Below are 24,649 nucleotides of genomic sequence, written 5' to 3' on the forward strand. Positions count from 1 at the left end.
ATGCACATTGCCATTGCCCAAATCAATTGTCTGTTAGGTGATATTGCAGGTAATAGCGATAAGATTCTGGCGGCTGCCACTCAAGCCAAAGCAGAGGGCGCCACTCTTTTACTGACCCCAGAACTCTCCTTAACGGGTTATCCTCCAGAGGATTTGCTGTTGCGGGAAGATTTTAATCAAGCAAGTGAAGTGGCTTTGCTGGCTTTGGCGAAAAAAATTCATGGGATCACGGTGTTAGTGGGGCACCCTCGTGTTTTTGAAGGGGCTTGTTATAACGCTGCTTCGGTCTTGCAAGATGGCAAGGTATTCGCCACTTATCATAAACATGCATTACCCAATCACACGGTGTTTGATGAGTTACGTTATTTCAAGGCGGGCACATCGCCCTTAGTGTTTGACCATCAGGGGCTGAAGTGCGGGGTATTAATTTGTGCGGATGTTTGGGAGTCAAATCCAGCAAGATTGGCTAAGCAAGCGGGTGCTGAGATTTTATTGGCATTAAACGCTTCGCCATACCATATGGACAAACAAGATAGTCGCCATGCAGTAGCCCGACAGCGCGTGTTTGAAACGGGCCTGGCGCTAGTTTACGCAAACTTAGTTGGCGGTCAGGATGAATTGGTGTTTGATGGAGCATCTTTTGTGCTTGATAGCGCGGGCGTCCTGGCGCAACAGCTTCCTGCTTTTGAAGAGTCGGTTAGAACGATCGAAATCGATTGCTCTGCAGGTCATCATGGCAATCCTTTGCAAGCTGAAATCTCGCCCACACTTTCAATTGAGGCTTCAGTCTATCAAGCCTTAACGCTTGGTCTAAAGGACTATGTCGTTAAAAACAACTTCAAGGGTGTTGTGCTGGGCTTGTCCGGTGGGATTGATTCTGCACTAACCCTCGCGGTAGCGGTGGATGCTTTAGGCGCTGATCAAGTCCATGTGGTGATGATGCCATCCGAATTTACCGCGGAGATGAGCGTAACAGATGCCCATTCAATGGCAGAAATATTAGGGGTTCGCTACAGCGAGCTACCAATTAGTTCATTGTTCAATCTATTCAGAGAAACGCTTTCAGAGGAGTTTTTTGGAATGCCATTTGATACGACAGAAGAAAACCTGCAAGCGCGTATTCGCGGCATGTTGTTGATGGCCTTGTCCAATAAGTTTGGCAGTATCGTGCTGACGACTGGCAATAAGAGTGAAATGGCGGTTGGTTATTCAACGCTCTATGGGGATATGGCGGGTGGTTTTGCTTTGCTCAAAGATATCCCAAAAACACTGGTCTATCAGTTATCAAACTATCGTAATTCAATATCGCCCGTGATTCCGGAACGCATTATTACAAGGCCACCCTCAGCCGAACTTCGTCACGATCAAAAAGATCAGGACAGCTTGCCAGCGTATGAAATTTTAGACGCCATTATGGAAGCTTACGTTGAGCATGATGCAAGTCGTGCGGATATCGTGGGAATGGGTTATAGAGCGACAGATGTGAATCGTGTAACATCACTGATTGATCGAAACGAATATAAGCGCCGTCAGTCACCGATTGGTGTGCGCATTACCCAGCGCGGGTTTGGCAAAGATAGGCGCTATCCTATTACCTCTAAATTTGTATTGAATAGTTAAGATGTTAATGCTGTTTTCACTTAAGGAAAAAGTAAATGAAAAAAATTGAAGCGGTGATTAAGCCATTTAAGTTAGATGAAGTACGTGAGTCCTTGTCTGAAATCGGTGTAAATGGACTGACAGTGACTGAAGTAAAAGGATTTGGTCGTCAAAAGGGCCACACGGAGCTTTATCGTGGTGCAGAATATGTCGTAGATTTTTTACCCAAGATTAAAATTGAATTAGTTGTCTCAGATGAGATGGTTGAGCCAGCGATGGATGCGATTATTAAAGCGGCGCACACTGGAAAAATTGGCGATGGCAAGATTTTTGTGACGAATGTCGAGCAAGTATTACGTATTCGTACCGGTGAAACAGGCGAGTCAGCCGTTTAAATTTTACTTGCTGGCTGGGTTGTTAAAAACCTAGCCAGCGTGCAGTTTGATAAAACACAAAGCTAACGATCCAAGCCAAACCTAAAGACCAAACGATAGATAGGCCAGCAAACATCCAGCTTTTCGCTTCATTCTTCAAAGTAATAATGGTGGATAAGCAGGGTGTGTATATGAGTGTAAATAACATAAAGCTCATACCTTGAACCCAATCGAGCTTCTGCGCCATCATATGCATCAGTGCATCACCTTGCAGTCCGTAAATCACTGCGAGGGCACCAATGACAATCTCTTTCGCAACAAATCCAAAAATTAAAGCGATCGCAAGTTGGCTGTCTATGCCAATTGGACTGAGTGCAACTGAAAACCAATCGCCAATTTTTCCTGCATAAGTTGCGCTGCTTGCAGGCGCTACATCCATCGGAAAATGGGTTAATGCCCATACCAAAATGACACCGATGGTGATGAACTTGCTCGCGCGACTTATAAAATACCTAACTTCTTGCCAGCCCCTGAGCCATATTTGGCGTGCTGTGGGAAAACGATAAGGGGGTAGTTCTAGAATAAAAGGCTCGTTATTCTGATATTGGCCCTTGAATAGCATGGCAGTAATGAAAATAGTGATAAAGCTAACCAAATAAAGTGCAAACAAGACCAGTGGCGCTTGGCTGGCTGTGAATAAGGTTGCGGTCATGAACAGGAACACTTGGAGGCGTGCAGAACAGAGCGATAGTGGAATTACAAGCATCGTGAGCAAACGCATATTTTTTGAGCGCATCACGCGTGTCCCCATGAGCGCGGGCACATTACATCCAAAACCCATCAACACCATCACAAAACCTCGACCATCAAGGCCCATTTTAGCCATCAAGGCATCAACCAAAAATGCAGCGCGAGATAGGTAGCCGCTGTCTTCCACCATGGTCATAATCAGGAAGAACAACACGATGATAGGAATGAATGCTGCAACAGTGCCAATACCGTTATAAACGCCATCTAGCAACAAACCGTTTAGCCAAGCTGGTGTGTTCGATAAAAGTGGATCTAAAGCGCTGGTACGAAGTAATGCGAGTAGCCATGCAATGCCATCTTGTAGTGGTTTGCCAGCATTAAAGATAAACTGAAATAGCACATACATTGCGGCGAAAAATATGGGAAGGCCTAGCCATGGATGCAGTAACACTTTGTCGATGCGATTAGTCAGGTCGTCACCAAGTTGCTTTGGCATTTGTACGGTCTCTTGTACGATGGCTTCCATTTCCGCTTCGATATTTGAATCTTGTTGCAGCTGTTCGCTGATTCGTTCAGCGGTTACATCCGCCTTTGTTTTGGATAATACTGCAGATGCAGTTTTAAGTGCATCAGGACAGCGATCACCATATTTCGCACTGATTTGCACCACCGGCATATTGAGTTTGGCTGACATCGCTTCGGTGTCGATTGTGATTCCGGCACGTTTTGCTTCGTCACTCATGTTGAGTAGTAGCATTGAAGGCAATCCTAATGCACGGATTTGTAATGCCAGTGAAAGCTGTCTGTCGATTTGAGCGCTGTTTGCAACAATCATCACCAAATCTACATTGTTATTGCTTAGAAAGTGGCGCACAACTTGTTCGTCATCTGAATAACCATGTAGGTCGTAAAGGCCAGGCAAATCGATGAGTTCAGCGATATGCCCACCCATTAAGATTTTTGCACTCATCAAATCAACCGTAATGCCAGGCCAATTGCCAACCCGTGCAGAAGCACCAGACAGGCGATTGAACAGGGTGGATTTCCCCGTGTTTGGCATGCCTAAAAGCGCGATACGTTTCATGATGTTCTGATCTTAATGCGACTGGCTTCTGAGCGGCGGAGGATGATGTCCGTGTTGCCAATCCGAACTTGCAGAGGACCGTTAAAGCTAGCGCAACGGATTAACTCGATTTTTTTACCGGTCCGAAAACCAAGCGCAGCTAGTCGGTGAAATAAGGAATCTTCAGCTTCAATGCTGGAGATGATGCCTATTTCATTGGGCTTTAAGCTGGAAAGGTCGGTGCTGGTGCTCACGCTCATTTTGATTGAATGACATATTCTAAATGATAATAATTCTTATTATCTCATAAAAACGTCACGATGATGCATCGTGAGAATATAAAAAATGGCCTGCAAGCAGGCCATTTTTTAGCTTAAAAATAGAAGTAGTGCCTTATTTTTTAGCAGCTGGTTTGGTGTTATCAATCACAGTCGCTTTAGCGCGTAAGTCAGTGAGCATTTTTTCAAGCTGACGTTGAGCAAGCTGTTTTTGCAAGTTCTCTTTTACTTTGTCGTATGGTGGCGCTTTCATTTCGCGCACATCATCAAGCTTAATCACGTGCCAGCCGAACTGCGTTTGAACTGGCTCCGGAGAAACACTCCCTTTAGCAAGTTTTGCCACAGCGTCAGCAAATGGTTTTACCATGCCACCTAATGAAAACCAACCAAGGTCACCGGCTTTGTCTTTCGAGCCAGGATCTTTTGATTTTTCTTTAGCGATTTTTGAAAAGTCACCCCCTTTGTTGAGTTGCGCAATGACTTCTTTCGCTTCCGCTTCTGAACCTAACAATACATGACGAGCACTGTACTCTTTGTCACCAAGCTCGGTCTTGAATTTTTCGTATGCAGCTTTAGTGTCAGATTCACTCACAGGGTGATTCTTCATGTAATCCTGAATGTATACATTCACTAATAATTCACGACGTGTTAATTCTTCTTTAGCAAGAAAGTCGGGTTTTTTATCAAAGCCAGATTTTTGCGCTTCTTGAAGCACAAGTTCGCTGCTGATTAGTTTGGAGATAATCACTTCTCTGACGTTGTCATCCACTTTTTGACCATGATCAGTAGCGTCTTTAACAATAAAATCAAACAAAGACTGTTTGATTGGCTTGCCATTCACGGTGGCGGCTACATCACCCGCTAATGCTGGCGCACTTAAACTTAATGTAGCTAGTAACAAGAGGGTGATTCTAGAGATTTTCATTCAAGATCCTTAAAGGGTTTGATTGGGATGTGAAGTTGTTGTTTTGGCAATATTATAGGGTTTATTCATTACTGGCGATAGCATGGATGCTGAGTGCGTGAATTTGTTTGGGAATAAGATCTCCCATCAATTGATAAATGGCACGATGACGCGCTACTTGAGACTTCCCATTAAATTCAGCGCTAATGATTTTGATGGTGAAATGTCCGCCACCGCCATTACCCTTGTGTCCAGCATGTAAGTGACTGTCGTCTTGAATTTCTAATTCGCTCGGTAATAGCGTTTGTAGTCTCGTTTTAATTTCTTCGATGAGGTTCATATTAAGCCGGCAATGTTTTACGAAAAGGTTTTACACTCACGCTGGCGTAAACGCCTGCAATTACAAATGGATCTGCATTTGCCCAAGCTTCTGCTTCGGCAAGTGTATTAAACTCAGCCACAATTAAACTGCCTGTAAATCCTGCTGGACCCGGATCGGCGCTATCAATCGCTGGAAAAGGGCCTGCCAATAATAACTGACCAGCTTCATACAAAGCAGTAAGTCTTGCCAAGTGCGCAGGACGGTTTGCTAACCGCTTTTCTAAGCTGTTTGGCGTATCTTCGGTAACAATGGCGTACCACATTATGCGTTTTCCTTTTGGATGATGTGTTTGTTAATGACAAGACTTTGCGCGATGATGAAAATGAACATCAGTCCCATCGTGCCAAAGAGCTTAAAGCTTGCCCAGATGTCGATTGAGTAATGGAAAGCGACGTAGAGGTTAAGTGCGCCTAACGTAATGAAAAATATTGCCCAAGCAATATTCAGATTGCTCCAAATTGTTTCAGGCAGTTGAATTTCTTTGCCCATCATCATCTTAATGATGTTCTTTTTTGAAAATAGCCGTGCGCCAATCAGCACCACTGCAAAGGTCCAATACAATAAAGTTGGCTTCCACTTAATAAAGGCGTCGTTTTGGAAGTAAAGCGTCATGCCGCCTAACACCGTCACTAATAGGGCGCTGAGCCACAAAGTGTTGTCCACTTTTTTATAATGCAGTTTTGCCCAAATGATTTGAATAATGCTACCGATAATGACAGCAATCGTTGCTAGCATAATAGGAACAAGACTTGGTTTGACCACTGCTGTAATTCCAACCGTCGTGAGTATCTTACTCAGCACAATGCTTGCTGAAGCCGCTTTTTCGGCAACTTTAAGGGTGATAAAAAACAAGATGACAGGGAATAAATCGAATAAGAATTTCATGGGCGCTTTCGCTAATTGGGTTTGCAGGCTTGGCCCGCTTTAGGTGTCGGTGAGGACTGTATTTTGCTATGATGTGTGATGCCTGACAAGGCAACTTTTATTTATTCATGCTTATTCCAACGACTTTATTCAATTTCAATTAAAAATGCGCGCTCTCATTGATCTTCATTGCCATTCTACTGTTTCGGATGGCGTCTTAACGCCAACTGAAATCGTAAATCATGCTGCCGAAAAAGGGGTCCGGGTATTGGCGTTGACCGATCATGATGATGTGGCTGGTTTGGCAACAGCCAGAGCTGTTGCCGAAACGCATGGCATGCAATTTATTAATGGTGTTGAAATCTCCGTGACTTGGCGTCGACGCACTTTGCATATTGTTGGTCTAAAAATCAATCCTGAATATGCTCCCTTGGTTCAAGGGCTTGCCAATATTCGTGCTGGACGACACACGCGTGCTGAAGGAATGGCGCAAGCTTTGGAAAAAGTAGGGATTCATGGGGCATTAGAAGGCGCTTATGAATATAGCAAGGGTGGCATTATTAGCCGCACGCATTTTGCGCGATTTTTGATTGAAAAAGGTTATGCCAAAGATACTAAAGCAGTATTTAAGCGTTATTTGGTTAAAGGCAAACCTGGTTACGTTGAACATCAATGGGCAAGTTTAGAAGATGCAATGGCTTGGATTATCGGTAGCGGAGGTGTCGCTGTGATTGCGCATCCGGGGCGCTATGATTTAGGTCGTGTCACCATGTTGGAGCTGATGCATGAGTTTCGTGCGCTGGGTGGCGCCGCGATTGAGGTGGTGACGGGTAGTCATACTGTGGATCAGTATCAAGAATTTGCAAAAATGGCTAAGTCGTTCGATTTAGCCTCATCGATGGGTTCTGATTATCACGGCAAAGGGCAAACCTATATTGAGATGGGTCGATTACCTAGCTTGCCGAGTCACTGCGTGCCTGTTTGGCGCGATTGGTCAGAAGTGCAAAACATGGAATTAGAGGCCCATTAAATGGCCCAGTACTTTTCTATTCATGCAGAAAATCCACAAGCAAGATTGATTCATCAAGCGGTTGAGATTTTGAATAATGGCGGTGTGATTGCTTATCCAACAGACTCTAGTTACGCCTTGGGTTGTATCATTGGCAATAAGGACGCGCAAACCCGCATTCGTGCGATTCGTGGGGTCGATGACAGCCATCATTTCACTCTAGTTTGTCGCAATCTGGGAGAGCTTGCGACTTATGCGCAAGTTGATAATGTGCAATTTCGTTTGTTGAAAGCCAATACGCCAGGTCAATATACTTTTGTGCTCAAGGCTACGCGCGAAGTGCCGCGCCGCTTGCAACATCCCAAACGCAGTACATTGGGCTTGAGAGTGCCAGAACATGCGGTGACGCAGGCATTGTTGGCTGAATTAAATCAGCCTTTGTTGAGCATGACCTTGTCTTTAAAAGGTGAGTCTGAGCCCTTAAATGAGGCTTGGGAAATTCGTGATCAATTAGAGCACCAATTAGATTTAGTGATTGATGCTGGCGCTTGCTCAGCATTACCGACCACGGTGATTGATCTCACTACAGATACGCCACAACTGATTCGGCACGGTGCGGGTGATTTGGCGCCGTTTGGTTTAGAAGATTAAGTGATATTGATTAAAGGATAAAACATGGATTTAACTTACGTACAGAAAATAGCGATTTATGCACTACCAGTGATTTTTGCAATTACTGTGCATGAGGCCGCGCATGGGTTTGCGGCACGTTTTTTTGGTGACATGACGGCTGACAGAGCAGGGCGCATCACCTTAAATCCGCTTAAACATATTGACCCAATTGGCACCATTTTACTGCCTGCATTGACGTTGCTAGTTGGCGGTATTTTGTTTGGTTGGGCAAAGCCTGTCCCTGTTGATTTTTCGCGTTTACGCAATCCTAAACGCGATATGTTGTGGGTAGCGGCTGCGGGGCCAGCTTCTAATTTTGTGATGGCTTTGTTTTGGGCGCTGATGATTAAGTTGTCAGTCACTGCGCCGAATGTTTATTCAGAGCCCATGGCGTTGATGGGACAAGCTGGGGTCATGATTAATGTGGTGTTGATGGTGCTAAATCTGTTGCCTTTGCCACCGCTGGATGGTGGAAGAATCGCGGTAAGTTTGTTGCCAAATCAGTTGGCATATCAATATGCGCAAATCGAACGCTACGGCTTTATTATTTTAATTGTGTTGCTTGCAACGGGCGTGCTTGGGCAGGTGATGGAGCCTTTCATTGAAGCGACGATTCGTATTATTGAGTTCATTTTTTAATTTATCGGGCGTGATTGCGCGCCTTTTCGTATAATAGATTTCTCTTTATTTATGGTTATTCATCACTATGGCAGTTGAGCGCGTTTTATCGGGCATGCGTCCCACGGGAAGCTTGCATCTTGGGCATTATCACGGCGTATTAAAGAACTGGGTTAAGCTTCAGCATGAGCATGAATGCTTATTCTTTGTGGCTGATTGGCATGCGCTGACAACCCATTACGATACTCCAGAGATTATCGAAGAGAGCGTTTGGGAAATGGTGATTGATTGGATTGCTGCGGGTGTAGACCCAGCAAAAGCCACCATTTTTATTCAATCGAAAGTGCCAGAGCATGCTGAACTGCATACGTTGCTTTCGATGATTACGCCGCTTGGTTGGTTGGAACGTGTGCCAACATATAAAGATCAACAAGAAAAACTCGCGCAAAAAGACTTATCCACTTATGGATTTTTAGGTTATCCATTGCTACAAAGCGCGGATATCTTGATGTACAAGGCAACGCAAGTGCCTGTGGGCGAAGACCAAATTCCTCATATTGAATTTACACGTGAAATTGCACGCCGTTTTAATCACATTTACGGTCGTGAAAAAGGCTTTGAAGAAAAAGCAGAAGCCGCGATTAAAAAGCTTGGTAGCAAACGTGGGAGCTTATACGAGGAACTACGTAACCGTTACCAAGAAAGTGGCGATGATGAGGCGCTTGAGTCAGCCCGCGCAATGATTGAGGAACAACAAGGCTTAAGTTTGGGCGACCGTGAACGTTTGCTTGGCTACCTAGAGGGCGGCGGTAAGATGATTTTGGTCGAGCCTGAATATAAGCTCACCCCAGCATCTAAAATGCCAGGCTTAGATGGTCAAAAGATGTCCAAATCTTACAACAACACCATTTCAATGCGTGAATCACCTGACATGGTGGCGAAGAAAATTAAGACCATGCCCACTGACCCAGCGCGTATTCGTTTGACCGATGTGGGCGACCCAGATAAATGTCCAGTTTGGCAATTGCATGAAGTGTATTCAAGCGATGAGACTAAAGCGTGGGTACAACAAGGATGCCGTACAGCGGGGATCGGCTGTATTGCTTGTAAAACCCCTGTAATTGAAAGCGTGTTAGAAGAATTGAAGCCCATTCAAGAACGCGCTGCGCAATATGCCGAAGATCCAATGCTGATTAAAAACGTAGTGGCTGAAGGCTGTGAACGTGCTCGTAAAATGGCGCGTGAAACCATGCGCGAAGTGCGTGAAGTCATGGGTTTAAGTTACTCATAAGCGCGTGACAATCTTAGCATCAGAACTTAAAGCACACACAGAGCCACGTTTACATGGGGAGGTGATTACTTCGCTTCCTTATGATTTGTACATTCCTCCTGATGCATTAGAGGTTTATCTAGAGACTTTTGAAGGGCCGCTAGATTTACTTCTTTATCTCATTCGCAAACACAATCTCGATATTCTTGATATTCCTATGGCGGAACTGACTCGCCAATACATAGGTTATGTGGAAAAGATGCAGGCAATTAATTTAGAGTTGGCAGCTGATTATTTGCTGATGTCTGCCATGCTGATTGAGATTAAGTCGCGCATGTTGTTACCGAAGCCAACTGAAGTGGAGTCTGAAGATGACCCACGTGCTGAATTGGTACGTCGACTAATGGAGTATGAAGCGATTAAATTGGCCGCGCAAAAGCTAGATGAGTTGCCGCAAGTCGGCCTTGATTTAATGGTGGCTAATGCCTATTTTGAAAAAATCGTGGAGGTGCAAGCCGCGCAAGTCTCTATGGAAGACTTGATGGCGGCTTGGCAAAATGTGCTCAAACGCGCAAGTCATTTCGCGCACCATAAGGTTGGTAAAGCTGAGCTTTCTGTGCGCGAACATATGAGTCAGATTTTGCGCAAATTAAAAGAACACAATATGTTGGAATTTTCTGCTTTGTTTGATGTGGAAAACGAGGGGATTCCAAAGCTGGTCGTGTGCTTCCTGGCAATATTAGAATTGGCGCGTGAAGGCCTAGTCAAAATTACCCAGCAAGCGGCGTTTACGCCTATCTACTTAACTATCAATCAAAGCTAATCATGGAATCTAACAACACAACGCAGATGAAAGTGATATTAGAGGCAGCTTTACTAACCAGCCCAATTCCTTTGTCTTTGGATGACATGTTGCGCTTATTTTCTGAGCGAATTGAGCGAGCAACTTTGCGTATGTTGCTCGATGAACTCAAGCAAGATTGGCAAGCGCGCATGCCTAATAGCATGGAGTTGGTGCAAGTAGCCAGTGGTTGGCGTTTTCAAGCGTTGCCTGAGCTGGCACCATTCTTGTCTCGTCTCAATCCAGATCGTCCGCACCGTTACTCGCGTGCTGCAATGGAGACTTTAGCAATTATTGCTTACCGTCAACCAGTGACCCGTGGTGATATAGAAGAGTTGCGCGGCGTTGCTGTGAATCCTAATACGATTCGTCAATTGCAAGAGCGTGATTGGATAGATGTGGTCGGTCAGCGAGACGTGCCTGGTCGGCCTTCCTTGTACGCAACGACTAAAACCTTTTTAGATGACCTGAATCTGAAATCTTTGGCTGATTTGCCTGAGATGGAAACCTTTATTGACCAACCATTTGGTGAAGATGAGCCTATCCTTCAGTCTGCACCGGAAATGCCACCCCAGGTCGACTTTATTGATAATAGCGACGCGCCAGCCTAATTAAAATATTTAGCTAAGCAATCTGCGGTAAAATTAGCACTATTCAATTATCGAAATATCCAACATGGCTCGTCCTTTTAAACAGCAGCGTGACCCGCAGCGTACCATCAAACGCCCAACGACTAACTTCACGCCGATCGCACAAGATCCTGATGCGCCAGCATTGCCAACACAGCGTTTGCACAAACTATTAGCTTTAGCTGGTTTAGGCTCTCGCCGTGATATGGAAGCTTTGATTGCGAGTGGCCGTGTGACGATAAATGGTCAAGTGGCGACTCAAGGCGCTGGCGTGACAGAGAATGACATTGTGCGTGTAGATAGCCGACCAGTGCGTTTGCCATTCGAGCCTGAATTGCCGAAGGTGCTGATTTACCATAAGCCAGAAGGCGAGATTGTGAGTCATGACGACCCTGAAGGTCGTGCTAGCGTATTTGATAAGCTTCCTAAAGTGCGTGGCGCCAAATGGATTGCCATCGGTCGACTGGATATCAATACTTCAGGCTTACTTATTTTCACCACCTCTGGTGAGTTAGCTAATCATTTTATGCATCCTCGTTATGGAGTGGAGCGTGAATATGCCGTGCGTATTTTTGGCGAATTAACGGATGAGCAATTAGCGCAGTTACGTGTTGGTATTGAGCTTGATGATGGCCCTGCAAACTTCGATATTATTAATCCGCAAGGTGGTGAAGGCTCAAATCATTGGTATCAAGTGGTCTTGACGGAAGGGCGTAATCGCGAAGTGCGGCGTTTGTTTGAGGCGTTTTTAGCGCCAGTGAGTCGTTTGATGCGCGTGCGTTTTGGCCCAGTCAATTTACCACCACGTTTAAAGCGCGGCATGATGTTAGAGTTATCGCCCAAAGAAGTTGTAGGCTTGTTGGAGTGGGCTGGTTTGCCAACGCCTAGTGGCCCTATGCGTCAACTCACAACCCGCGAAAAAGATAAGCTAGGCACTGCATTTACACCTAAACCTAAACGTGAAGCGCGTGAGCGAATTGCCGCTGGTGAGCGCAATAAGAGCGAGCGTCAAAGTTATTATGAGCGTAATGCACCACCAAGCTTGGCTGAAACTCTGACAGGTACGCAACGTAAGAGTAGAGGCACTAATGCAGTCGATAAAAAAGCTTCAGAGCGAGCGGCGACGGATAAAGAGAAGTTAGACAGAGCAGATTTTGCGCGAGATAAGCGCAATACACGCGGTAAAACTTCAGCCCCCAAAAAGCCCGCAGCCAATCGACGGATTCGTCAGGGTACAGATTTAGCAGTCAAGAAATCCGCTGCCAAAAAAGCGAAATAATAAGCGGATGGCCTGGTGCTAAGTGTTAGAGCTTGGCGGCTCTTCTGTTTTCGGGCTTCACTAACAGCATGTGAACGTCGCCTAAAGCGCGCTCTTCAAAGCCGCCTTCGCAATAACACAGGTAAAAGTCCCACATACGGATAAACGTTTCTGGATACCCGAGCTGTCGAATCTCGGTGATTTTATCGAAGAAGTTGTCACGCCATTTGGCGAGCGTGGTCGCGTAATGTGGTCCAATATCTTCCAAATCAAATAGACGCATATCAGAAGATTTGGTAATGCTATTGAGCATCGCCGTCACTGATGGAATGCAACTGCCTGGGAAAATATAGCGCTGAATAAAATCAACCGATTTAATGGCTGAGGCATAGCGCTGATCAGTAATGGTAATTGCCTGAAGCAACATCATGCCGCTTGGCTTCAGAAGACGACCACAGGCTTCAAAATAGGTGTCATAAAATTGATGACCAACCGCTTCTATCATTTCAATTGAGACAAGTTTGTCGTATTGGCCTGTCAGGTCGCGATAGTCCGAGAGTAACACCTCAATTTGGTTTTCAAGCCCAGCATCTTTGATTCTTTGAATCGCTAGTTGATATTGGGCTTGTGAAATCGTAGTGGTCGTGATTTTACAGCCGTAATGTTGTGCTGCATAAATAGCAAACCCTCCCCAACCAGTGCCAATCTCCAAAATATGATCCGTTGGCTTGAGGTCGAGTTTGACGCAAATCTTTTTTAATTTTGCAAGAGAGGCTTGTTCTAAAGATTGTTTGGTTGTTTCAAAAAATGCAGCTGAATACATCATGGTAGGATCAAGCATGAGCTTAAAGAAGTCATTCCCGAGATCATAATGAGCTGAGATATTTCGACGGCTACCTGTTTGGGTATTCTTGTTGACGCGATGAAGCCAGGATTGTAATGGCGCGGTGATTTTCGCGAAACTAGACTCAATATCATCTAATAAAGACTGGTTTCTGACCATTAAGCGAATTAAGTTAGTCAGGTTGTCGCATTCAAAGTAGTCTTGCATGTAAGCTTCACCAGCGCCAATCGATCCGCCAAAAACAACCTCGCCATAAAATTGCGAATTTTTGATTGCCAGCCGGACATGGATATTGGCAAGCGATGAGTTCTCAGCATCTCGCCCAAAAGTGATGGTTTGATGGCCATCTACGATTGTTATCGTGCCGTGTTGTAACTTCTCGAGGCGTTTTATTAGCATGTGTTTTGCGAGCCGATCTAATTTTCTCGGCTTGGGCGTGAACTTGCTTAATAAAGCGACATCTCTGGGAGCATTTGTTGACATGATTTAGGTCTATTCTTAATTAAGGATGCGGTATAAATGGCACACGTTTGAGTGTTAATTTTAATGCCTGCCAGTAAATAGCTAAAGTGACCTTAAAGGTCATCATCGGGAACATCACCAATACTTTTGCCATGGATACGTTACTGATTTGAATACGTTCCAACATCAGTGTGGCATCAAATTTTTTGATGTCACCTTGCCGGTTTTCCATATGCACAAAAAGTTGATTTGACGGTGTTCTAAATCGCCAATCGTAGTGCATATCCATTGGCATAAATGGGGACACATGGAATGATTTTTCAAATTCAAAGCGATAGGGCGCTGCTTGTGTTTTGCAATTGAGCACATAAGAATGGCGCTCACCCCAAGGCGTATTAGTAATTTCTGCCACAATAAATTCTAGATTTTCATCTGTTGCATCGAAGCAGTAATAGAAACTGACAGGATTAAATATAAATCCAAAGTAGCGTAAATGGGTCAGCAGTCTAATTGGGCCTGTGGCCCTTTCGCCAGTTTCTTTTTGAATAACAAGACGTATTGTTTGATCGAGATCTTGTGTTTTGCCATCGGAATAATCACCAGGCCAAAAACTCGCAAGATTGCGAACTTGGTAAGACCATAACCAGAAGGGCTTAAACAAAGTAGGTAGCTCGGCTAAGTCTATGTACATCATGAATAATTTATATTTAAAAGCATGATTCACCGGAAAATAGCGATGATGATTGACCTGTCCAGCATAGATGCAGCTAGCCTTATTTGCCATACGTAGCGCTTAACTTTGATTGTGCTTGATTAAAGTGTGCAAGCGCCGCGAGCGCACTTGCAACGCCATCTTCATGAAAGCCATTGCGCCAATATGCACCAGCATATCCAGTTCGATTCACCCCGCTAATATCTGCATGTCTTAGCTGAGCCGCGACGCCTTGCGGCGTAAATACGGGGTGCGTGTAGTTGAGTGTTTTAATGATTTTTTTTGGATCAATCTTACTCGTATGGTTGAGGGTGACGAGGAAGGGTTCTGGCGAGTCGAGAGACTGCAAAATATTCATGTTGTAGGTCACTGCCGCAAGATTAAGCGGTTGCTCGGTCAGATGATAGTTCCAAGCAGCCCAAGCGAGTTTCTTTTTGGGCATTAAATTAATATCAGTATGCAGAACGATTTGATTGTTTTGGTAAGGAATTGCACCCAATATCGCAATTTCATCGTTTGATGCGTCCGCTAACATCGCTAAGGCTTGATCGCTATGACAAGCAAAAAATACCCAATCAAATAACTCTGCAGTTTGATTTTTGGGTTTAACGACCACGCTATCGAGATTGCGGCTGACGGATTCGATCGGCGTATTAAGTCTTATATTGTCTTTAAAGCCTTGCGTGAGTTTTTCGACGTAGGCTTTTGAGCCTCCCTTAATTACCCGCCACTCAGGCCTGTCAGAAACACTTAACATGCCATGATTATGAAAAAAGCGTATAAAAAACTTGGCCGGGAATTCAAACATTTGCTCAGGTGAAGCGGACCAGATGGCAGAGCCCATCGGGATCACATAGTGCTGAATGAAGTTTTTACGGTAACGGTGTAGCTTTAAATATTCACCGAAAGGCATGTCTGCTTGGGTGTCATCCAGCAATTTGGGCGCCTCTTTATTAAAGCGCAAAATATCTTGAATCATGCCCAGAAAGCTTGGGCGAAATAGATTACGTCTTTGTGCGAAAAGACTATTCAAACTTGTGCCGTTATATTCCAGCCCTGAAGACTCATCACGAACGCTGAAGCTCATGTGACTGCTTTGAGTTTCTACCCCGAGTTCATCTAGCAATCGAATGAAGTGAGGGTAAGTCCAGTCGTTATAAACAATAAAGCCAGTATCAATGTTGTACTGCTTACCAAAAGCCTCTATCTGGTGCGTGTGAGTATGTCCACCCACATGGCTGTTAGCCTCAAATAAGGTGACATCGTGTTCTTTTGCTAACTGCCATCCAAGCGTGTTTCCTGAAACGCCAGCACCAATAATGGCGATTTTCATTTAAGCGCTCGCTTCTGAGATAAAACCTCAGTCGGGACTTTGCGTAAGTCCCAGATTAAGCCAAGTGCGGAGAGTGCTTTAAGTCCGTAATACGTCAAATCAATTTCCCACCAATAAAAGCCTTGTCTTGCTGAACTTGGGAAGTGATGGTGATTGTTATGCCAGCCTTCGCCTAGCGTGAAAATAGCAATCAGCGTGTTATTGCGACTGTCATCATTGGTCATGAATCTTCTTTTCCCCCAGACATGCGCAAGTGAGTTCACAGTAAACGTCATGTGATAAAGAAATACGGTGGAGATAACAAAACCCCAAACGAGCAGTTGCATCCCGTTGGTATGTAAATGAGGGGCGCTGCTTTCTAGCCATGCCCCTAGCACAAACAAACTAATGGCGAGTCCTATTGGGGCAACAGCGTCATAACGATCTAAGAATTTTAGCTCAGGATATTGCATTAAATCTTTGACACGTTCACTTTTAGAAGCAAAGTTTTTATTCGCTAAAAACCAACTAATATGACTCCAAAAAAAGCCATGTTGCTTTGGGGAGTGCGGATCATTTGGGTTGTCAGAGTGCGCATGATGATGCCGATGATGAGAGGCCCACCACAATGGGCCACGTTGCGCCGCACTTGCGCCTAAAAATGCAAAGATAAATTGAATAAACCTCGAGGTTTTGAAGGCTTTGTGGGCAAAGTAGCGATGATAAAAACCTGTAATCGCGAACATTCTTAATACATAAAGCACAATAGCGATGGTCAATGCGAGTGCGCTGAATTCAACCCAAAAAACAGCAAAACAAGCGATATGCAAAATCACAAAAGGCAGGATGCGTAATAACTCAATTTTGTTTGGATTTTGCTCGTGCGGATTAATAGCGTCGCTATCGAACCAAGCAAGTATTGTTTTGAAAACCATTTATGGCACATCCTTTTTCATCGTCGATTCCCACTCTTGCGGGATTTTGACTAGTTTATTAATGTCGTAGCCCATCTCTTGAATTTTTGCGACGAAGCCACTGTATTGTTCATTTGTCATGCTGGGATTGCGCGACATCAGCCATACATAGTCACGTGCATTTCTTGCAATGATGGTGGTTTGGTAAGCTTCGTCTAAATAAACAATTCTGTATTCCGCTTTAATCGGCCATATGAATTGCATTCCCCAAATGGCATTGCCGGTGTTTGGCACCACGAAACCTCTTGGATGGTAGCTCTTTAATTCACCGTTTGCGCTCCCTTTTCTAAAGGTAAAGGTGGTTTTGATTGAGCCATCCGTGTCGAGTGCATAGGATTCGATTCCGTTATGCACGTCTTTTTCGATGAGCGTTGGAATGCAGGCGATGACATACCAATCCCCCATGAATTTGTTCAAATTCACTTGTTCCACCGTTTTAATCGGTGGCAAGCTAGCGCAGGCAGTCAGCACCGCGCACATTGAAGCCAAAATTGATCTTTTCATCGTGTCATTGCCTTTTATTTAAGCGCGTAATCAATACGCCCATCTTCCGTAAGTGATTGTAGGGCAAGCCATTCGTCATCTTGTCCGTACCAAATGTCTATCTTGAACTTTGCCGTATCTATCTTGTAGTGTTCCGCTTTAACTTGCTGACCTTTTACCACAATCGTCTCTTGGCCTAAGGCTGAAATATTGGCATTCAAGTAGTCGCCTGTTTGTGGATTGAGTAATTTTTTTTGTTGGAGTATTTTGGGGTTCCAATAAGCAAAGGTCATCACACATTCTGTATTGATTTCAGCCAATGCAGGGGTTGACAGTTTAAAGATAGCTTTTTCTTGCAGACCTTTAACAATCGTTGTTTTGCTGTTTTCTTGCGTTTTGGCTTCTAATTTCTTCAGACAGTTATTTTCCCAAACCTCATTTGCTTGGTGGTGATATTTAAAAAAACTAATAGAAAGTATTTTAATATTAAATTTGGCTTCACTTTTAAGAGTTTGTTGATTATTTTCTTTGTCAGAAAGCACAAACTGATGGGTGCCGATTGGTTTGCCATCCATTGATACATCAAAGTTCCAGCTTTGCGCTTCCGCAACAAATGGCATCGACAGGAAAAAACAACTGATCAGTAATTTGGTCATGTTAAAAATATTTCAACATTAATCTTTTGGAAACCAAGGAAAAAAAGCATTGGTCTTGAGGGTGTATGTTTTATAGCCGGGTCGTCGTTCAGCAATATCTGCTTCAAGTAACTTTACCCCAGTGACTTTTATCAATAAATAGATCATGAAAATAGACGATATCATCGACCACCAAAATCCCGCGGCCACTGCAATCATTCCGTAACCTAGCCAAATGCATGACTCACCAAAGTAATTGGGATGTCTAGTGTAGCGCCAGACGCCCTGATCGAGGACCTTGCCTTTATTTTCAGGTTTAGATTTGAACTGTTTCAATTGAGCGTCGCCTGTGACTTGGAAACCCATGCCCATCAGCCATAGGCTGAAGCCTAACCAGTCTATGGCGTTCAGAGAAGTCGTTGATTGCAATGCGAAGTTCAAAGGCAATGAAATAAACCAGGCTAAAAATGCTTGTAGTACAAAGACAAGATAAAAACTTTTGTATCTAAAATTCGGTTGATTCCTTGCTCTAATAGCTTGGTAGCGCAGATCCTCAGTTTTATTGTGGTTGCGAATATGGAGGTAGGTGGACAACCTGAATGACCAAATAGTCACTAAAAATAGCACTAAATATGCACGCTCACTCGGTAGCGTCAGGCAAGAAAATGTGAGGGCCGTAGAAATAAAGAAAAACATGGCCCACAAGCTGTCGACTACCGTGACGTTATTGCTTTTGAGGCTCATTAGCCAGCAAAATAGGGCTAGCGCGATCATGGGTAATAAAGTAATCAAATAAATTTGCATGCTTAATCCTTTATGGGATGCTGTTGCTCAATGCTATTTTTCTTTTGATGCGGCAATTTTAAGAAGCAATGGAACGATTAAGCCCCAACCGATTGCAAGATAAATCATTGCTGCATTAGCATTGCTAAGAGTCAATGCCCCTAAACGGGCGCCACTCCAGTAAGAAACTGGACCAGCAACTGCGCCTATCAATATGGCTACAATATTTTTATTTTGTAACCAACTTAAGCTGATATTCAATGTGCTCGCAAATAAGGCCCACAACATGATCATCCATGGAGGCGGCAGAATGTTGGGCCAATAACTAACGGGGTTAAAAGTAATCCATCCTAAACTTTGAGGAATGCCATCAAAAATAATGCCAATAATGAGTGCAGTGATTAAAAATTTAAATTCAAACCTTGCATCGCTAGACTTAGCTAGATGAATTGATAGTACCAAGCATGCAATGAATACACCCATCCAAGGGCGTTGATTCGCAGCCCCAAGTACACAAGAGAACCAACCGATCTGAAACCCAATAATATTCAATAGCATGGTCGTAGCTTATCTTTTCTCAAAGAGATAGTGACCGACCCACCATTCTTGGCCACGATCAAAACCGAACAGCTCTGCACAGGCCATAAAGAAAATGCGCCAACGTTGACGCCAAACTTGAACATTCTCTTCACCGTAACAACTTGCCAAAATAGGTGTGATTTCGTTGCGATGCGCATCCATATTTTCTAACCAAGCATTTGCCGTCTTTTCATAGTGTGTGCCGTCCCAGCGCCATTGTTTAGCAATTTTGAGATGTTCTTGGAAATGAAGCGGCGTATCATCACTTGGCATGAAGCCACCAGAGAAAAAGAACTGACTCATCCAGTCATCATCGCCTTGAACTTCAAAAGCATAAGGCACGTCACGATGACAGAAAATATGCATAAAAAACTTTCCTTCTGGTTTAAGCCATTGGTTAAGTTTCTCAAATAGTGTTCGGTAGTTACGCATATGCTCAAACATTTCAACGGAGACGATGCGATCAAATGTTTGGCTTATTTCGAAGTTGTTCATGTCACAAGTAATCACATTTAGATTATTCAGTTTTCGTTTTGCAGCCTCTGCCAGAATAAACGCTCTTTGTGAGTTGGAGTTTGATACAGAGGTGATTTGACTGTTTGGATAATTTTTCGCCATCCATAATGATAAAGAACCCCAGCCACAGCCAAGCTCTAAAATCGCTTGACCATCCTTAAGGTCAGCATGTTGACAGGTCTCCTTAAGGGCAGCAGCTTCAGATTCATCAAGATTTTTTACGTCATTAGACCAATAGCAGCTACTATATTTGCGATGTAAGCCCAGCGCTAAATCGAAAAAGCCTGCGGGGACTTCATAATGTTGAGCATTAGCCATTTCAGGCAATGGCGCAATTTGGGCAAGTTTCATACTTTCAAAGAATTGCATCCTCAAGTCAGCCGCTTTTTCACAATGACTAGCTGAAATTTCCTTGAGGCGCTGTTTACAAAGTTGTCTTATGCCGGCTCTAATAACAAAGTCTGGCATATAGCCACGCTCAGATAGGTGGATGGCTAGTTTTGAAAGCATCATAATGTATCCTGAATTGTCTTGATTGTGATTACTGTTATTTATGTAATTATGAGGCAAAAGTGCTAAGAAGGTTTTATCGTTTGAACAATTTATTAATTATTGACTCATAACAATATGAACAACATACAAACAATTTATCTAGCAGGTGGTTGCTATTGGGGAATGGAAGAGCTTTTTAGAGTAATTCCTGGGGTTCTTCAAACGCAGGTCGGCTTTTCTGGTGGACACATTCCGAATGTCGCCTACAGAGAGGTCACCACCGGTACAACTGGCCATGCGGAAACCTTAATGGTGCAATTTGATGGCGATCAAATTTCTTTAAGAAATTTACTATTTGAGTTTTTCAGATTGCACAATCCAACCAAGCTCAATCAACAGGGCAACGATATTGGGACCCAGTATCGTTCCGCCATTTTTTACCAAAATGCGGCACAAGAGATCATCGCAAAAGAAGTGATCGATGTTGTGAACCGCTCTGGTCAATGGGTCTTGCCTGTTGTTACTGAAGTTGTGCTTTTTAAAGGCTTTTATCCTGCGGAGGAAAAGCATCAGAAGTATATTTTAAAGTATCCTGATGGGTATACCTGTCATTTTAGGCGAGATCTTAATTTTGGAGTGACGGACAAATGAAATTTTTGTTGTTAATAATTGTTGTGGTTGCGCTCTTCTTATTTTTTACAAAACGATCTGAAGCAGCAGGCATTCCTAAATTGGGAGAAGCTGCCCCAGATTTTTCCTTGGCTGATCAGAATGGACAGCTCAAAAAGCTTTCTGATTTTGCAGGGCAATGGGTCGTCCTTTATTTTTATCCCAAAAATGATACGCCAGGCTGCACTAAAGAAGCCTGTAGCTTCAGGGACGACTTGGCTATTTTAGAAAAGTTAGGGGCAAAGGTGATTGGTGTCAGTATTGACGATAGCGACTCTCATGCAAAGTTCGCATCTAAATACCATCTTCCATTCCCGTTGCTAGCGGATAAAGATGGCAAAGTTGCCGAAACTTATGGTGCCTTAAACAATTTATTAGTCATCAAGATTGCAAAACGTTATACATTTTTGATTAACCCTGCGGGCAAGATCACCAAGACCTATTTGAATGTAGATACTTCAAAGCATTCGCAAGAGATCATTGAAGACTTAAAAAGATTGTCGATCTAATTCTATGCTAAAAAAACTTATGATTTTAATGGTGCTTATTGGGATGTTCGTAGCTATTTATCTAAGCGCATCTGGACATTTAGCATCCACCAGTGAGGAATCAACAGTTGCTAAAGATGCTTCTGCACTTCGTAAAGCAGTGGATGACTGCGCTGGCATTGCTGACAATGCAGTTGCTAACATGACGGCAATTGTAGAATTTCAAAAGTTAGAGATTCAAGGCAGAAAAATCAATGTGATCCGCCGTTGTATGGCGGATCACGGATTTACTGAAAATCCTGGTTGGCTTCGATTTGCCACACCAGTCGCACATGCAGATGCGCTTGCGCAAAAAATATCAGACGATGAAGCCATCGAAAATCTAAGACGCAAATCGATGATGGAGTTAGATGAATCTTCTAATAGTCCTATTTACTGGAAGCGCCGCTAATACTTGTTTTGTTTTGCTTGAGTGCGCTAATTTTAAGAGATAATTCTTCAGCAGCGTCGCTATCAAAAGCTTTGATTGACGTCACCAACTGAATCAGTCGATCAAAATTAGCTTCAGTTAACGCCATTTCGGATTGACGCATGAGCACATCTAAATGACGCGAATTAAGTGTTAATGCTTGATCAAATGCTACTTTTGCGCTTGGAACATTATTTAGTTTCAAATCAGCCACCCCCAGGAAATACCATGCATCTGAAGTATTAGGTTCACTTTTTGTCCAAGCTTCGGCAGTTTGATGCAGAGTTTTCCAATCACCATTTTGGTAAGGAATCACAACCTGCATAAAAAAAGGTTGTTTCTCATAAGGGAGTGCCCAAAAAGGGGATCCTTCGGCTTTCAATGTAAGTTGCTCTTCTGAAGTAATGAGTTTCTTGATCCACTCAACAGGCAAACTGTAGAAAAATCCCTGAGGACCTGGGCTTTTAAAACTGGTAATACCGATTAGGTTGAACTGTTGGTCGAATAAAGCACCACCACTTGAGCCTAAAGAGAACGCGGCATCAGATCGAATAATCAAACTGTTGTCATAGGGATATTTAGCTTTAATGCTGCCATAGGAAGGCTGAGGCACGTTATTGCCATTTGGATAGCCAACACTGAATACTTCTTCTTCAATCTCCAACGAGCCAGTATCTCGCATGGGTACGGGTTTAAAAGGAAGTCCTTCGAACTTCAATGCACAGAGGTCATGTTTCCAATCAGCCTTGAGCCCAACAGGTTTGTAACCATCGCCATACTTTGCAACGTTTGCGCCTTTTCCGTCTGCTAGTACATGGCAGTTGGTGACCACATATTCTGGACTGATGACGACACCAGTGCCAGTGCCAACATTGCCATTTTCAAGTTCGACAGAAATTTGAACAATCGATTCATGCAACGTTAAAAGTTGCCCAATGTTAGGTTGTGCATTGACCAAATCAGCATTTAAAAGCAGGCTAAGCAAAAGCATTTTTTTCATAGAAATAGACTCATCAAATTAAATCACTCTGTTTAGTGTTCTTAACTGTATTAAGGTTCAGGGCATGTGCTTAAAATTAGTTACACTCACCAGAGATCGTCAAGGTGAACTTATTGGAGTTTTGTCAGACAAAGTATGCGACGCAAATGATGTTTAGTGTTATCAGGGTTCACTAAACTTGTTGAGTCTTTCGGGAGGCTTCGTGCCTCCTTTTTTTATGCTGAATATGAACCTTCAAACATTTTAAACTGTCGATGTTGTTAATATTATTTTACTAGTTAAGGTTTTCTCATGCTTGGAATGTTAATAGCTGCGTCCATTGTTGGAATAATCGTTTTTGTGAGTCTGGTGGTGTTGCCAGTTGCTTTTGTTAAGCTACCACAAAGCTATGCAAGTATTTTTGTGAGAAAACTTTTTCCTGTTTATCATATTTTTTTATTTGTTTTAACAGATGTTGCTGGCTTAACGGCTTCTACCCCTCACTTAAAACCCCTCGCTTTTATTTCGGGGTTTGTTTTTGCATTACATTTTATTTTTCTCACGCCCGCTATCAATAAAGCAACAGATTTAGCACTCACTAGTCGCTTTAAACTGCTGCACCAGTTGAGTGTGGTATTGCATTTGGTCGTGATTTCAATGCTTACTCTAGGCCTATATATTGATGCTAGTTTATTTTAAGGGATCAGCCTTGTGATGAAAAAAATCTTTTTACAAATTGCCTTAATCAGCCTCGCGATGGATGCTTTTGCCGCGCCACCAACTGAACTCACGTTCGCACTCAAATCTAGCATCACCAAAATTAATAGTGTCAATGCGAGTGGGGGTAGAAGCACTGGCACTGGGATTGTCGTTGCTGAAAATAAAGTGGCCACCAATTGCCACGTGTTAGCAGATTCAGTTGGGATGAACATTGGTGCGATGGGGGAAACTTATCAACCAATAGGCCTTCAGGCTGATTGGAAACATGATGTTTGTATCATGAGTTTTATGTATCTGCCACTAAAGGCGGCTACATTGGGCGATAGCGAGCATCTTCAATATGAACAAGAGGTATTTTCTATTGGCTTTCCTGGCGGGCCACCTAAGCCACTGACGACTTGGGGCACAATTAAGGCACTCTATCCATTTGAGGACAGTGTGGTCATTCGCACATCAGCATCTTTTCAAATGGGGGCAAGTGGTAGCCCTTTGTTTGATGCTAAGGGAAATGTGGTGGGGATCAGTACTTTTAAAAGCCCTGGACGAAATGCTTTTTTTTACAACATTCCGGTAAAGTGGGTAAAAGCTGCGCTCAATCTACCAGTGCTTGAATTTAGTCGTGATTCACAACCAGCTTTTTGGGATGTGCCTTTGGAGCAGAAGCCTTATTGGATGCAAATTGTTTTGCCATTTCAAAATGAACAGTGGGATGAGGTTGCAAGTATTAGCAAGCAATGGCTAAGTATCGCGCCTAATGATATTGAAGCGCTGTTCTATGATGCTGCAGTGAAGGAACAATCAGGTCGCTTGGATGAAGCCAAGCGAATATTCCAGGGCATCATCAAGGTCAATCCAAGCCATGCAGCGAGTATCGCTAGTTTGGCAAACATTGCTAAGAAACAAGGAAAATCAGCAGATGTTGAAGCGTACAAGGGTCTGTTAGCTAAACTTAATTTCGACAATGACGAGGTTGAAGCATTACTGCAACTTAAAGGGCGTTAAGGTTGAATATGTCAGTTCC

The 24,649-nt window shown here is 43.5% G+C and carries 30 protein-coding genes; 14 read left to right on the forward strand and 16 right to left on the reverse strand.

The features are described 5' to 3' along the window. The gene (locus tag BN1209_RS03040) at positions 1–1,620 is read left to right on the forward strand and encodes an NAD+ synthase (protein WP_045751931.1); all 1,620 of its coding nucleotides are present in this window, start codon (positions 1–3) and stop codon (positions 1,618–1,620) included. A gap of 35 nt (positions 1,621–1,655) precedes the next feature. Beyond that, positions 1,656–1,994, forward strand: a complete 339-nt coding sequence (locus BN1209_RS03045) for a P-II family nitrogen regulator (RefSeq protein ID WP_045750893.1) — start codon at positions 1,656–1,658, stop codon at positions 1,992–1,994. A 22-nt stretch (positions 1,995–2,016) separates the two neighbouring features. Here BN1209_RS03045 and feoB read toward each other — a convergent pair whose 3' ends face one another. The 6 genes from feoB to BN1209_RS03075 all read right to left on the reverse strand — a co-directional run bounded on the left by feoB (position 2,017) and on the right by BN1209_RS03075 (position 6,235). After that, entirely contained in the window at positions 2,017–3,807 is a 1,791-nt protein-coding gene (feoB, locus tag BN1209_RS03050; RefSeq protein ID WP_045750894.1) for a ferrous iron transport protein B, read from the reverse strand. Beyond that, a complete protein-coding gene (locus tag BN1209_RS03055) occupies positions 3,804–4,046 on the reverse strand; it encodes a FeoA family protein (protein WP_045750895.1) in 243 nt (80 codons plus the stop codon). The genes feoB and BN1209_RS03055 overlap by 4 nt, the downstream gene beginning before the upstream one ends. 133 nt (positions 4,047–4,179) lie before the next feature. Beyond that, positions 4,180–4,989 (reverse strand): peptidylprolyl isomerase, encoded by an 810-nt coding sequence (locus BN1209_RS03060; RefSeq protein WP_045750896.1) that lies wholly within the window; start codon positions 4,987–4,989, stop codon positions 4,180–4,182. A gap of 61 nt (positions 4,990–5,050) precedes the next feature. Further along, a complete protein-coding gene (locus BN1209_RS03065; RefSeq protein ID WP_045750897.1) occupies positions 5,051–5,308 on the reverse strand; it encodes a BolA family protein in 258 nt (85 codons plus the stop codon). Position 5,309: 1 nt separating this feature from the next. Then, positions 5,310–5,612, reverse strand: coding sequence for a YciI family protein (locus tag BN1209_RS03070; protein WP_045750898.1), 303 nt, complete (start codon positions 5,610–5,612; stop codon positions 5,310–5,312). Continuing rightward, positions 5,612–6,235 (reverse strand): septation protein A, encoded by a 624-nt coding sequence (locus BN1209_RS03075; RefSeq protein WP_045750899.1) that lies wholly within the window; start codon positions 6,233–6,235, stop codon positions 5,612–5,614. Before BN1209_RS03075 ends, BN1209_RS03070 begins: the two co-directional genes overlap by 1 nt. Before the next feature lie 145 nt (positions 6,236–6,380). On the opposite strand from BN1209_RS03075, the gene BN1209_RS03080 reads away from it, so the two are divergent. From BN1209_RS03080 to BN1209_RS03110, 7 genes are all read left to right on the forward strand, one after another. Next, complete coding sequence (locus BN1209_RS03080; RefSeq protein ID WP_045750900.1) at positions 6,381–7,244, forward strand: 3',5'-nucleoside bisphosphate phosphatase; 864 nt, start codon at positions 6,381–6,383, stop codon at positions 7,242–7,244. Further along, on the forward strand, positions 7,245–7,874 hold the full coding sequence (locus BN1209_RS03085; protein ID WP_045750901.1) for an L-threonylcarbamoyladenylate synthase: 630 nt from the start codon (positions 7,245–7,247) through the stop codon (positions 7,872–7,874). A 24-nt stretch (positions 7,875–7,898) separates the two neighbouring features. Then, positions 7,899–8,534: a site-2 protease family protein gene (locus tag BN1209_RS03090; RefSeq protein ID WP_045750902.1), complete on the forward strand. Its 636-nt coding sequence runs from the start codon at positions 7,899–7,901 to the stop codon at positions 8,532–8,534. A gap of 67 nt (positions 8,535–8,601) precedes the next feature. Beyond that, positions 8,602–9,804, forward strand: coding sequence for a tryptophan--tRNA ligase (locus BN1209_RS03095; protein WP_045750903.1), 1,203 nt, complete (start codon positions 8,602–8,604; stop codon positions 9,802–9,804). Positions 9,805–9,808: 4 nt separating this feature from the next. After that, positions 9,809–10,606 carry a segregation and condensation protein A gene (locus BN1209_RS03100; protein ID WP_231855149.1) on the forward strand — a complete coding sequence of 266 codons (798 nt, stop codon included), beginning with the start codon at positions 9,809–9,811 and terminating at the stop codon, positions 10,604–10,606. A gap of 2 nt (positions 10,607–10,608) precedes the next feature. Next, entirely contained in the window at positions 10,609–11,235 is a 627-nt protein-coding gene (scpB, locus tag BN1209_RS03105) for an SMC-Scp complex subunit ScpB (RefSeq protein ID WP_420885820.1), read from the forward strand. 64 nt (positions 11,236–11,299) lie between these two features. Further along, positions 11,300–12,532 carry a pseudouridine synthase gene (locus BN1209_RS03110; protein ID WP_045750904.1) on the forward strand — a complete coding sequence of 411 codons (1,233 nt, stop codon included), beginning with the start codon at positions 11,300–11,302 and terminating at the stop codon, positions 12,530–12,532. 25 nt (positions 12,533–12,557) lie between these two features. On the opposite strand, the gene BN1209_RS03115 is transcribed toward BN1209_RS03110, so the two are convergent. The 9 genes from BN1209_RS03115 to BN1209_RS03155 are packed head-to-tail and all read right to left on the reverse strand — an operon-like array spanning position 12,558 to position 20,324. After that, positions 12,558–13,838 (reverse strand): SAM-dependent methyltransferase, encoded by a 1,281-nt coding sequence (locus BN1209_RS03115; protein WP_045750905.1) that lies wholly within the window; start codon positions 13,836–13,838, stop codon positions 12,558–12,560. A 19-nt stretch (positions 13,839–13,857) separates the two neighbouring features. After that, positions 13,858–14,601 (reverse strand): DUF1365 domain-containing protein, encoded by a 744-nt coding sequence (locus tag BN1209_RS03120; protein WP_045750906.1) that lies wholly within the window; start codon positions 14,599–14,601, stop codon positions 13,858–13,860. After that, a complete protein-coding gene (locus tag BN1209_RS03125; RefSeq protein WP_045750907.1) occupies positions 14,591–15,862 on the reverse strand; it encodes an NAD(P)/FAD-dependent oxidoreductase in 1,272 nt (423 codons plus the stop codon). The genes BN1209_RS03120 and BN1209_RS03125 overlap by 11 nt, the downstream gene beginning before the upstream one ends. Beyond that, complete coding sequence (locus tag BN1209_RS09110; RefSeq protein ID WP_045750908.1) at positions 15,859–16,776, reverse strand: acyl-CoA desaturase; 918 nt, start codon at positions 16,774–16,776, stop codon at positions 15,859–15,861. Before BN1209_RS09110 ends, BN1209_RS03125 begins: the two co-directional genes overlap by 4 nt. After that, the gene (locus tag BN1209_RS09115; RefSeq protein ID WP_045750909.1) at positions 16,777–17,319 is read right to left on the reverse strand and encodes a lipocalin family protein; all 543 of its coding nucleotides are present in this window, start codon (positions 17,317–17,319) and stop codon (positions 16,777–16,779) included. Between the two features lie 14 nt (positions 17,320–17,333). Further along, complete coding sequence (locus tag BN1209_RS03140; RefSeq protein WP_045750910.1) at positions 17,334–17,954, reverse strand: DUF6134 family protein; 621 nt, start codon at positions 17,952–17,954, stop codon at positions 17,334–17,336. 18 nt (positions 17,955–17,972) lie between these two features. Continuing rightward, a complete protein-coding gene (locus BN1209_RS03145) occupies positions 17,973–18,737 on the reverse strand; it encodes a DUF1295 domain-containing protein (protein ID WP_045750911.1) in 765 nt (254 codons plus the stop codon). Positions 18,738–18,770: 33 nt separating this feature from the next. Next, the gene (locus BN1209_RS03150; protein ID WP_045750912.1) at positions 18,771–19,274 is read right to left on the reverse strand and encodes a DUF2878 domain-containing protein; all 504 of its coding nucleotides are present in this window, start codon (positions 19,272–19,274) and stop codon (positions 18,771–18,773) included. A 9-nt stretch (positions 19,275–19,283) separates the two neighbouring features. Next, positions 19,284–20,324: an SAM-dependent methyltransferase gene (locus BN1209_RS03155; protein WP_045750913.1), complete on the reverse strand. Its 1,041-nt coding sequence runs from the start codon at positions 20,322–20,324 to the stop codon at positions 19,284–19,286. A 114-nt stretch (positions 20,325–20,438) separates the two neighbouring features. Here BN1209_RS03155 and msrA point away from each other — a divergent pair, with 114 nt between their 5' ends. The 3 genes from msrA to BN1209_RS03170 are packed head-to-tail and all read left to right on the forward strand — an operon-like array spanning position 20,439 to position 21,911. Beyond that, positions 20,439–20,954, forward strand: a complete 516-nt coding sequence (gene msrA / locus BN1209_RS03160) for a peptide-methionine (S)-S-oxide reductase MsrA (RefSeq protein ID WP_045750914.1) — start codon at positions 20,439–20,441, stop codon at positions 20,952–20,954. Beyond that, the gene (locus BN1209_RS03165; RefSeq protein WP_045750915.1) at positions 20,951–21,481 is read left to right on the forward strand and encodes a peroxiredoxin; all 531 of its coding nucleotides are present in this window, start codon (positions 20,951–20,953) and stop codon (positions 21,479–21,481) included. The genes msrA and BN1209_RS03165 overlap by 4 nt, the downstream gene beginning before the upstream one ends. A gap of 4 nt (positions 21,482–21,485) precedes the next feature. Then, positions 21,486–21,911 (forward strand): hypothetical protein, encoded by a 426-nt coding sequence (locus BN1209_RS03170; RefSeq protein ID WP_045750916.1) that lies wholly within the window; start codon positions 21,486–21,488, stop codon positions 21,909–21,911. Here the strand turns inward: BN1209_RS03170 and BN1209_RS03175 are convergent. After that, positions 21,889–22,929 carry a S1 family peptidase gene (locus BN1209_RS03175; RefSeq protein WP_045750917.1) on the reverse strand — a complete coding sequence of 347 codons (1,041 nt, stop codon included), beginning with the start codon at positions 22,927–22,929 and terminating at the stop codon, positions 21,889–21,891. The genes BN1209_RS03170 and BN1209_RS03175 overlap by 23 nt on opposite strands. Before the next feature lie 291 nt (positions 22,930–23,220). Here BN1209_RS03175 and BN1209_RS03180 point away from each other — a divergent pair, with 291 nt between their 5' ends. Both BN1209_RS03180 and BN1209_RS03185 read left to right on the forward strand, forming a co-directional pair. Then, positions 23,221–23,607, forward strand: coding sequence for a DUF4149 domain-containing protein (locus BN1209_RS03180; RefSeq protein ID WP_045750918.1), 387 nt, complete (start codon positions 23,221–23,223; stop codon positions 23,605–23,607). Positions 23,608–23,622: 15 nt separating this feature from the next. After that, entirely contained in the window at positions 23,623–24,630 is a 1,008-nt protein-coding gene (locus tag BN1209_RS03185; protein ID WP_045750919.1) for a S1 family peptidase, read from the forward strand. The last annotated feature ends 19 nt before the right edge of the window (positions 24,631–24,649 follow it).

The organism is Candidatus Methylopumilus turicensis (genome assembly GCF_000953015.1).
GTDB classification, from domain to species: domain Bacteria; phylum Pseudomonadota; class Gammaproteobacteria; order Burkholderiales; family Methylophilaceae; genus Methylopumilus_A; species Methylopumilus_A turicensis.

What these genes read in the sequence shown, in the direction of transcription:
- BN1209_RS03070 (WP_045750898.1), bottom strand. Translation starts at nt 5,612, where the DNA reads ATGTGGTACGCCATTGTTACCGAAGATACGCCAAACAGCTTAGAAAAG.
- BN1209_RS03055 (WP_045750895.1), bottom strand. Translation starts at nt 4,046, where the DNA reads ATGAGCGTGAGCACCAGCACCGACCTTTCCAGCTTAAAGCCCAATGAA.
- BN1209_RS09115 (WP_045750909.1), bottom strand. Translation starts at nt 17,319, where the DNA reads ATGAAAAGATCAATTTTGGCTTCAATGTGCGCGGTGCTGACTGCCTGC.
- BN1209_RS09110 (WP_045750908.1), bottom strand. Translation starts at nt 16,776, where the DNA reads ATGGTTTTCAAAACAATACTTGCTTGGTTCGATAGCGACGCTATTAAT.
- BN1209_RS03140 (WP_045750910.1), bottom strand. Translation starts at nt 17,954, where the DNA reads ATGACCAAATTACTGATCAGTTGTTTTTTCCTGTCGATGCCATTTGTT.
- BN1209_RS03065 (WP_045750897.1), bottom strand. Translation starts at nt 5,308, where the DNA reads ATGAACCTCATCGAAGAAATTAAAACGAGACTACAAACGCTATTACCG.
- BN1209_RS03060 (WP_045750896.1), bottom strand. Translation starts at nt 4,989, where the DNA reads ATGAAAATCTCTAGAATCACCCTCTTGTTACTAGCTACATTAAGTTTA.
- BN1209_RS03120 (WP_045750906.1), bottom strand. Translation starts at nt 14,601, where the DNA reads ATGGCAAATAAGGCTAGCTGCATCTATGCTGGACAGGTCAATCATCAT.
- BN1209_RS03170 (WP_045750916.1), top strand. Translation starts at nt 21,486, where the DNA reads ATGCTAAAAAAACTTATGATTTTAATGGTGCTTATTGGGATGTTCGTA.
- BN1209_RS03185 (WP_045750919.1), top strand. Translation starts at nt 23,623, where the DNA reads ATGAAAAAAATCTTTTTACAAATTGCCTTAATCAGCCTCGCGATGGAT.
- BN1209_RS03115 (WP_045750905.1), bottom strand. Translation starts at nt 13,838, where the DNA reads ATGTCAACAAATGCTCCCAGAGATGTCGCTTTATTAAGCAAGTTCACG.
- BN1209_RS03090 (WP_045750902.1), top strand. Translation starts at nt 7,899, where the DNA reads ATGGATTTAACTTACGTACAGAAAATAGCGATTTATGCACTACCAGTG.
- BN1209_RS03080 (WP_045750900.1), top strand. Translation starts at nt 6,381, where the DNA reads ATGCGCGCTCTCATTGATCTTCATTGCCATTCTACTGTTTCGGATGGC.
- BN1209_RS03145 (WP_045750911.1), bottom strand. Translation starts at nt 18,737, where the DNA reads ATGCAAATTTATTTGATTACTTTATTACCCATGATCGCGCTAGCCCTA.
- BN1209_RS03180 (WP_045750918.1), top strand. Translation starts at nt 23,221, where the DNA reads ATGCTTGGAATGTTAATAGCTGCGTCCATTGTTGGAATAATCGTTTTT.
- feoB (WP_045750894.1), bottom strand. Translation starts at nt 3,807, where the DNA reads ATGAAACGTATCGCGCTTTTAGGCATGCCAAACACGGGGAAATCCACC.
- scpB (WP_420885820.1), top strand. Translation starts at nt 10,609, where the DNA reads ATGGAATCTAACAACACAACGCAGATGAAAGTGATATTAGAGGCAGCT.
- BN1209_RS03155 (WP_045750913.1), bottom strand. Translation starts at nt 20,324, where the DNA reads ATGATGCTTTCAAAACTAGCCATCCACCTATCTGAGCGTGGCTATATG.
- BN1209_RS03075 (WP_045750899.1), bottom strand. Translation starts at nt 6,235, where the DNA reads ATGAAATTCTTATTCGATTTATTCCCTGTCATCTTGTTTTTTATCACC.
- BN1209_RS03150 (WP_045750912.1), bottom strand. Translation starts at nt 19,274, where the DNA reads ATGCTATTGAATATTATTGGGTTTCAGATCGGTTGGTTCTCTTGTGTA.
- BN1209_RS03165 (WP_045750915.1), top strand. Translation starts at nt 20,951, where the DNA reads ATGAAATTTTTGTTGTTAATAATTGTTGTGGTTGCGCTCTTCTTATTT.
- msrA (WP_045750914.1), top strand. Translation starts at nt 20,439, where the DNA reads ATGAACAACATACAAACAATTTATCTAGCAGGTGGTTGCTATTGGGGA.
- BN1209_RS03175 (WP_045750917.1), bottom strand. Translation starts at nt 22,929, where the DNA reads ATGAAAAAAATGCTTTTGCTTAGCCTGCTTTTAAATGCTGATTTGGTC.
- BN1209_RS03110 (WP_045750904.1), top strand. Translation starts at nt 11,300, where the DNA reads ATGGCTCGTCCTTTTAAACAGCAGCGTGACCCGCAGCGTACCATCAAA.
- BN1209_RS03045 (WP_045750893.1), top strand. Translation starts at nt 1,656, where the DNA reads ATGAAAAAAATTGAAGCGGTGATTAAGCCATTTAAGTTAGATGAAGTA.
- BN1209_RS03085 (WP_045750901.1), top strand. Translation starts at nt 7,245, where the DNA reads ATGGCCCAGTACTTTTCTATTCATGCAGAAAATCCACAAGCAAGATTG.
- BN1209_RS03095 (WP_045750903.1), top strand. Translation starts at nt 8,602, where the DNA reads ATGGCAGTTGAGCGCGTTTTATCGGGCATGCGTCCCACGGGAAGCTTG.
- BN1209_RS03040 (WP_045751931.1), top strand. Translation starts at nt 1, where the DNA reads ATGCACATTGCCATTGCCCAAATCAATTGTCTGTTAGGTGATATTGCA.
- BN1209_RS03125 (WP_045750907.1), bottom strand. Translation starts at nt 15,862, where the DNA reads ATGAAAATCGCCATTATTGGTGCTGGCGTTTCAGGAAACACGCTTGGA.